Below are 7,046 nucleotides of genomic sequence, written 5' to 3'. Positions count from 1 at the left end.
AGCACCACGATCGCCATGCAGCACGCCGTCGTGGCCGAGGGGCTGGAGCACCCTTGGGGCCTGGCCCTGCTGCCGGACGGTCAGTGGCTGGTGACGGAGAAGCCGGGCCGGATGCGCGTGGTCAGCGCCCAGGGCCGGATCGGCGCGCCGATCAACGGCCTGCCCGCCGTGGCGGCGCGCGGCCAGGGCGGCCTGCTGGACGTGATCCTGAGCCCGACCTTCGCCCAGGACCGGATGATCTACTGGTCCTACGCCCAGCCGCGAGACGGCGGCAACGGCACGGCCGTGGCCCGCGGCCGCCTGTCGGACGATTTGAGCCGCGTCGAGAACGTGCAGGTCGTCTTCCAGGTCAAGGACACCTATGACGGGGACAAGCATTTCGGCTCCTCCCTGGTCTTCGGCCCGGACGGCAAGCTGTACATCACCATCGGCGAACGGTCGGACAAGCCGATGCGACCGACAGCCCAGAGCCTGGCCTCGCACCACGGCAAGGTCATCCGCATCAACGCCGACGGCTCGGTCCCGTCCGACAACCCCTTCGTCGGCCGCGAAGGCGCCCTGCCCGAGATCTGGTCCTACGGCCACCGCAACCCGCAGGGCATCGCCGTCCAGCCGGGAACCGGCGCGGTCTGGAGCATCGAGCACGGCACGCGCGGCGGCGACGAACTGAACCTGGAGAAGGCGGGCGCCAACTACGGCTGGCCCGGCGCGGCCTACGGCATCGAGTACAGCGGCGACGCCATTCCCGGCGCGACGACGACGCAGGAAGGCACCGTCCAGCCTGTCTACTACTGGGATCCGGTGATCGCGCCGGGCGGCATGGTCTTCTACGACGGCGCCATGTTCCCTGACTGGAAGGGGAACGCCCTGATCGGCGGCCTGGGCGGCAAGCATCTGGTCCGCCTGGTGCTGCAAGGCGGCCGCGTGGTCGGCGAAGAGCGGCTGCTGACCGGCCTGGGCGAACGCATCCGCGACGTGGCGGTCGGGCCTGACGGCGCCGTCTGGGTCGTGACGGACGAGGAGAACGGCAAGCTGGTGCGGCTGGCGCGCCGCTGAGGCTGAGAAGACAGGGCGGGCCGCGCAAAACGGCCCGCCCTTTTCACATCCGGCGACCTCACGCGCCTTGTTACTTGACGTTGACGTAAACGTCGGCTTTCTAACGACCTGAGTTTCAATTCCAGACGCGATGATCGGATTCGTCCGCCCACCGCCTCCCAACCAAGACGCCAACCGTCCCTCATGCAGCGAGGCGCCGTGCGCCGAGCGACAGGGACACCAAGAACCCGTCCCTCATGCAGTTCGCTGCCGCGCAGCGAACGGTAGGGACACAACAAGAGAGAGACGCTCCATGGCCGACGCCTATATCTACGACGCCGTGCGCACCCCGCGCGGCAAGGGCAAGAAGGACGGCAGCCTGCACGAGATCACGGCCCTGAGCCTGGCGACCCAGGTTCTGGAAGCCCTGCGCGACCGCAACGGCCTGGACACCACCAAGGTCGACGACGTGATCCTGGGTTGCGTCTCGCCGGTGGGCGAGCAGGGCTCGGACATCGCCCGCACCGCCGTCCTGTCGGCCGGCTGGGGTCAAGAGACGGCGGGCGTGCAGATCAACCGCTTCTGCGCCTCCGGCCTGGAAGCCGTGAACATGGCCGCCGCCAAGGTGAAGTCCGGCGAGGCCGACATGGCCGTCGGCGGCGGCGTCGAGGCCATGAGCCGCGTGCCGATGGGTTCCGACGGCGGCGCCTGGCCGACCGACCCCTCGGCGGCCTTCCCGACCTATTTCGTGCCGCAAGGCGTCTCGGCCGACATGATCGCCACCAAATACGGCTTCAGCCGCGACGACGTGGACGCCTATTCGGTTGAAAGCCACAAGCGCGCCGCCCAGTCCTGGGCCGAGCGCCGCTTCGACCGGTCGGTGATCGCGGTCAAGAACCAGCTCGGCCTGACCCAGCTGGACCGCGACGAGACCATTCGTCCGAAGACGGACATGCAGACCCTGGGCGGCCTCAACCCCTCCTTCGTCATGATGGGCGGCATGGGCTTCGACGCCGTGATCAACCAGCGCTACCCCGAGGCGGCGGGCGTCAACCACGTCCACACGCCGGGCAACTCCTCCGGCATCGTCGACGGCGCGGCGGGCATCCTGGTCGGCTCCAAGGAGATGGGCGAGGCCCTGGGCCTGAAGCCGCGCGCGAAGATCCTGGGCGGCGCCTCGATCGGCTCTGAGCCGTCGATCATGCTGACGGGCCCCGAGCCCGTGACCCGCAAGCTGCTGGGCAAGCTGGGCATGCAGCCGGGCGACATCGACCTGTATGAACTGAACGAGGCCTTTGCGGCCGTGGTGCTGCGCTACATGCAGGCGCTCGACATCCCGCACGACAAGATCAACGTCTGCGGCGGCGCCATCGCCATGGGCCACCCGCTGGGTGCCACCGGCGCCATGATCCTGGGCACGGTGCTGGACGAGCTGGAGCGCTCGAACAAGTCGACGGCCCTGGCCACCCTGTGCATCGGCGGCGGCATGGGCACCGCCACCGTCATCGAACGCGTCTGATCCGGGAGCGAATGACTATGGAAAACTTCAAGATCGACATCGACGCCGACGGCATCGCCACGGTCGCCTTCGACGTGCCGGGCCGTTCGATGAACACCCTGACCTCGGCCGTCATCGCCGAGATCCCGGCGCTGGTGGAGACGATCAAGACCGACGACGCCATCAAGGGCGTGGTCATCACATCGGGCAAGACGACCGGCTTCTGCGCTGGGGCGGATCTGGGCGACATGGCCTCGGGCATGCTGGCCGGCGGCGGCGACCTGCAGAAGGCGTTCGACACCGGCTGGGCGCTGAACGGCGCCTTCCGCGCACTGGAGACCTCGGGCAAGCCGGTGGCGGCGGCCATCAACGGCCTGGCGCTGGGCGGCGGGCTGGAGTTCACCCTGGCCTGCCACTATCGCGTCGTCGAGAACGACCCGAAGATCCAGCTGGGCCTGCCCGAGATCAAGGTCGGCCTCTTCCCCGGCGGCGGCGGCACCCAGCGCCTGACGCGCCTGATCGGGGTGCAGACCGCCCTGATGCAGATGGCCGAGGGCAAGTCCTGGCGTCCGAACGACGCCAAGGGCGCCGGCGTCGTCCATGAGGTCGTCGAGAAGGGCCAGTCGGTCGCGGCCGCCAAGGCCTGGATCAAGAACGGCGGCAAGGCCGTCCAGCCGTGGGACGATCCCAAGTTCAAGATCCCCGGCGGCGGCCCCTACCATCCGGCGGGCGCCCAGGTCTTCATCATGGGCAACGCCATCCTGCGCAAGCAGTCCTACGGCAACTACCCGGCCGTGCTGAACATGATGAAGGCCGTCTATGAAGGCGTGCAGGTGCCGATCGAGGCCGGCCTGCGCATCGAGACGCGCTACTTCATCAAGACCCTGATGACGCCGCAGGCCCAGGCCATGATCCGCAGCCTGTTCCTGTCCAAGCAGGAACTGGACAAGGGCGCCGTGCGTCCGGCGGGCGTGCCCAAGTCCGACCCGAAAAAGGTCAGCGTCCTGGGCGCCGGCATGATGGGCGCGGGCGTGGCCTATGTTCAGGTCATGGCCGGCATCGAGACCGTGCTGATCGACCAGACCCAGGAAGCCGCCGACAAGGGCAAGGCCCACGTCGAGGAACTGCTGAAGAAGCGCCTGTCGCGCGGTCAGATGACGCAGGAGAAGTTCGACGCCACCCTGGCCCTGGTCACGGCGACGACGGACTATGACCTGATCAAGGGCTCGGACCTGGTCATTGAGGCCGTGTTCGAGAACCGCGAGATCAAGGCCGACGTCACCAAGCGCGCCGAGGCCCAGCTGGCCGAAGGCGCCGTGTTCGGCTCCAACACCTCGACCCTGCCGATCACCGGCCTGGCCGAGGCCAGCGTGCGGCCGGAAGACTTCATCGGCATTCACTTCTTCTCGCCCGTCGACAAGATGATGCTGGTCGAGATCATCATGGGCGAAAAGACTGGCGACGCGGCCCTGGCCAAGGCGCTGGACTATGTCCTGAAGATCAAGAAGACGCCGATCGTCGTCAACGACAGCCGCGGCTTCTACACTTCGCGCTGCTTCTCGACCTTCCTGATGGAAGGCATGGCCATGCTGGAAGAGGGCTATTCGCCCGTGGTGATCGACAACGTCGGCCGCATGACCGGCATGCCGCGCGGCCCGCTGGAGATGCACGACGACGTGGCCCTGGACCTGTCGTACAAGATCGCCAAGCAGACCCGCGAGGATCTGGGCGACAAATACGTCCCGACCGAGGGCGAGCAGATCGTCGCCACCATGGTCGAACAGGGCCGCTACGGCCGCAAGAACGGCAAGGGCTTCTACGACTATGACCAGAAGCCCAAGGTCATCTGGCCGGGTCTGGCCGAACTGGCCCCGACCACCAAGGGCGACGCCTTCGGCGAAAGCCCCGAGGCGTTCAAGGCCATCGACGAGCTGAAGACCCGCCTGCTGTATCGCCAGGCGGTGGAAGTGGCCCGTTGCTGGGAAGAGGGCGTCATCGACGACCCGCGCGAGGGCGACCTGGGCGCCATCCTGGGCTGGGGCTTCGCGCCCTGGACCGGCGGCCCTATCACCTTCATGGACCAGACGGGTCTGAAGGCCTTCGTGGCCAAGGCCGACGAACTGGCCGCCAAATACGGCGACCGCTTCAAGGTGCCGCAGCTTCTGCGCGACATGGCCGCCAAGGACGAAACCTTCTACGGCCGCTTCGCGCCGCAGACGAAGGCGGCCTGAGGCTCAGCGTCAGACTGAAACGGAAAGGGCGGCCTTCGCAGGCCGCCCTTTTTTGTTGGCGCTATCGCTCGCAACACGGTTGCTCGCTGCTTGAGCGCAGCCTCAAACTCCGCTCATCCCGGCGGAGGCCGGGATCCAGTGAGAGCCACGCGCTCCGCCTTTGAAGAAGGCCAGGATTTCCGCGCGCGCGGATGCAGCCAAAGGACTGGATCCCGGCCTCCGCCGGGATGAGCGGATCTACCTACTCCTGAACACCCGCGACGCCGCATAGCCCGTCATCGCCGCCAGCAGCACGCACAGCACGCCGTAGCTCCACGGGCGGTTGTGGGCGAACTCATAGATGTCGCGCTCCAGCCCCACCTTCTCGACCGTCAGGGTCAGGTTGGACACCGACACCGGCGCCCCTTCCTGGAACAGCCAGACCTCGGCGTAATACTTCCCCGTCGGCGCCACGGCGGGCAGTTTGACCTCGGCGCGGAACAGGCCCCGGTCGACGAACTCCACCCCCTTGGGGTCGGTGTCGTAGAGGGCCGCCGCCTCCTTCAGCCGGATGACGGCGCGGCGCCAGTCCAGATAGTCCTCGCCCAGACGGCTGATGACCACGTCGCGCACGCCGTAGCGGGTGACCGTGCGGGCCTCTTCCGGCGCGTCGATGCGCAGATGATCCACCCCCACGCCCAGGCGACGCAGCTGGCCGAAGTCGGCGATGTCGCTGAGCGGCCGCGTCGAGGCGGTCATGTAGAAGCCGGGCGCGCCCTCGAACAGCACCGGGCGGCTGTTCAGCCAAACCCCCATGTTGCGCGTCTTCTTGACCAGGCGCACCGGGGCGTCGGGGCCGCGCACCACCACGACCACATCGGCGGGCGTATCGGTCGGATTGAAGACGGCGCCGTAGAGGACGATGGACGCTCCCTTGAAGCCTGAGTCCACATCGACCCGCGCGTCGGTCAGGGCGGCGGCGACCCGCACCTCCTCGGTCGTGACGGCCGAGCGTTCGATGATGATCTCGGGCGCCGCAACCTGGGGCGGCGGCTCCGGCGGCAGGATCTGGAACATCAGTCCGCCACCCCCGGCGCCAGCAGGAACAGATCGCTGGGCCGCACGAACAGCTCCAGCCCCATCTGGATGCCGACCAGCAGGACGATCAGCCCCAGCGCCGCGCGCATCTCTTCGGCCCGGAAGCGCCCCGACAGCTTGGCGCCGTACTGGGCCCCCACCACCCCGCCCAGCAGCAGGATGGTCGACAGCACGATGTCCACGGTCTGGTTGCGCCCGGCCTGGAGCACCGTGGTGATCGCCGTGGTGATGATGATCTGGAACAGGCTGGTGCCGACCACCACGCTAGCCTTCATCCGCAGCACATAGAGCATGGCCGGAACCAGGATGAAGCCGCCCCCCACCCCCATGATGGCGGACAGGATGCCTGCGAACACGCCCAGGCCGAACGGCGGAATGGCGCTGATGTAGAGGCCCGAGCGCGGGAAGCGCATCTTGAACGGCAGGCCGTACAGCCACATGGGGCGACGGCGCTCTTTCCTCGGCGGGGTCTCGCCCCGGACGCGGTGCAGGATCTGCGTCAGGCTTTCGTACAGCATCATGCTGCCGATCGAACCGAGGAACAGCAGATAGGACAGGGCCACCACCAGATCGGCCTGACCCAGCAGGCGCAGATAGCGGAACAGTTCGACCCCCAGCACGGCGCCCAGCGCCCCGCCGACGGCCATGATGCCGCCGATACGGTAATCGACCGCCTTCATGCCGGAATAGCGAATGACGCCCGAGGTCGAGGAGGCGACGACGTGGCTGGCCTGGCTGGCCACCGCCACCGTCGGCGGGATCCCCAGAAAGACCAGGACCGGCGCCATCAGGAAGCCGCCGCCGATGCCGAACAGACCGGACACGAATCCGACCAGCGCCCCCAGCAGAACCAGGAGCGGCCAGTTCACCGAGACTTCGGCGATCGGCAGGTAAATATCCACGGCACGCGCCTTCGGCTGGAAGGACAGGCAATCGGCGCCGGAAAGGCGACTAGGCCTTCGGTCTTAGCTGTCCCTGCGGCGAACCGCCACCCCCGGTTGCGCGGGCGTCGCCGATCAGGCGGCGGGGGCGGTGAAGGCGTCTGCGGCCTCGCGCGCCGTGCGGCGGTCGGCGGCTGACAGACCCGAGGTCAGACGCTGGACAGAGGCCAGGGCCTGCTGGTCGCCGCGTCGCGCCGCGATCATGTACCATTTGAACGCCTCGACCCGATTGGGGGCCACGCCCTGGTCGCCCTTCTCCAGCAG

The 7,046-nt window shown here is 68.0% G+C and carries 6 protein-coding genes; 3 read left to right on the top strand and 3 right to left on the bottom strand.

The genetic code is table 11. The features are described 5' to 3' along the window. From RT567_RS11765 to RT567_RS11755, 3 genes are all read left to right on the top strand, one after another. A partial coding sequence (locus RT567_RS11765; RefSeq protein ID WP_313576528.1) for a PQQ-dependent sugar dehydrogenase occupies positions 1-1,056 on the top strand: 1,056 nt, incomplete at its 5' end. A gap of 292 nt (positions 1,057-1,348) precedes the next feature. Then, complete coding sequence (locus tag RT567_RS11760; protein WP_087138817.1) at positions 1,349-2,554, top strand: acetyl-CoA C-acetyltransferase; 1,206 nt, start codon at positions 1,349-1,351, stop codon at positions 2,552-2,554. Between the two features lie 17 nt (positions 2,555-2,571). Next, positions 2,572-4,764, top strand: a complete 2,193-nt coding sequence (locus RT567_RS11755; protein WP_313576529.1) for a 3-hydroxyacyl-CoA dehydrogenase NAD-binding domain-containing protein — start codon at positions 2,572-2,574, stop codon at positions 4,762-4,764. Between the two features lie 237 nt (positions 4,765-5,001). On the opposite strand, the gene RT567_RS11750 is transcribed toward RT567_RS11755, so the two are convergent. From RT567_RS11750 to RT567_RS11740, 3 genes are all read right to left on the bottom strand, one after another. Next, complete coding sequence (locus RT567_RS11750) at positions 5,002-5,820, bottom strand: TIGR02186 family protein (RefSeq protein WP_313576527.1); 819 nt, start codon at positions 5,818-5,820, stop codon at positions 5,002-5,004. After that, positions 5,820-6,743 carry a sulfite exporter TauE/SafE family protein gene (locus tag RT567_RS11745; protein WP_087138814.1) on the bottom strand — a complete coding sequence of 308 codons (924 nt, stop codon included), beginning with the start codon at positions 6,741-6,743 and terminating at the stop codon, positions 5,820-5,822. Before RT567_RS11745 ends, RT567_RS11750 begins: the two co-directional genes overlap by 1 nt. Positions 6,744-6,857: 114 nt before the next feature. Then, a partial coding sequence (locus RT567_RS11740) for a hypothetical protein (RefSeq protein ID WP_313576526.1) occupies positions 6,858-7,046 on the bottom strand: 189 nt, incomplete at its 5' end.

It is taken from the genome of Brevundimonas sp. (assembly GCF_032107865.1).
GTDB lineage: Bacteria > Pseudomonadota > Alphaproteobacteria > Caulobacterales > Caulobacteraceae > Brevundimonas.
The sequence above is the reverse complement of the archived record's forward strand: the minus strand, read 5'-3'. Positions and strand labels throughout refer to the sequence as shown.

Bases quoted from the DNA above. Each gene is read 5' to 3' on its own strand.
- RT567_RS11760 (WP_087138817.1), top strand. From the start codon at position 1,349: ATGGCCGACGCCTATATCTACGACGCCGTGCGCACCCCGCGCGGCAAG.
- RT567_RS11755 (WP_313576529.1), top strand. From the start codon at position 2,572: ATGGAAAACTTCAAGATCGACATCGACGCCGACGGCATCGCCACGGTC.
- RT567_RS11750 (WP_313576527.1), bottom strand. From the start codon at position 5,820: ATGTTCCAGATCCTGCCGCCGGAGCCGCCGCCCCAGGTTGCGGCGCCC.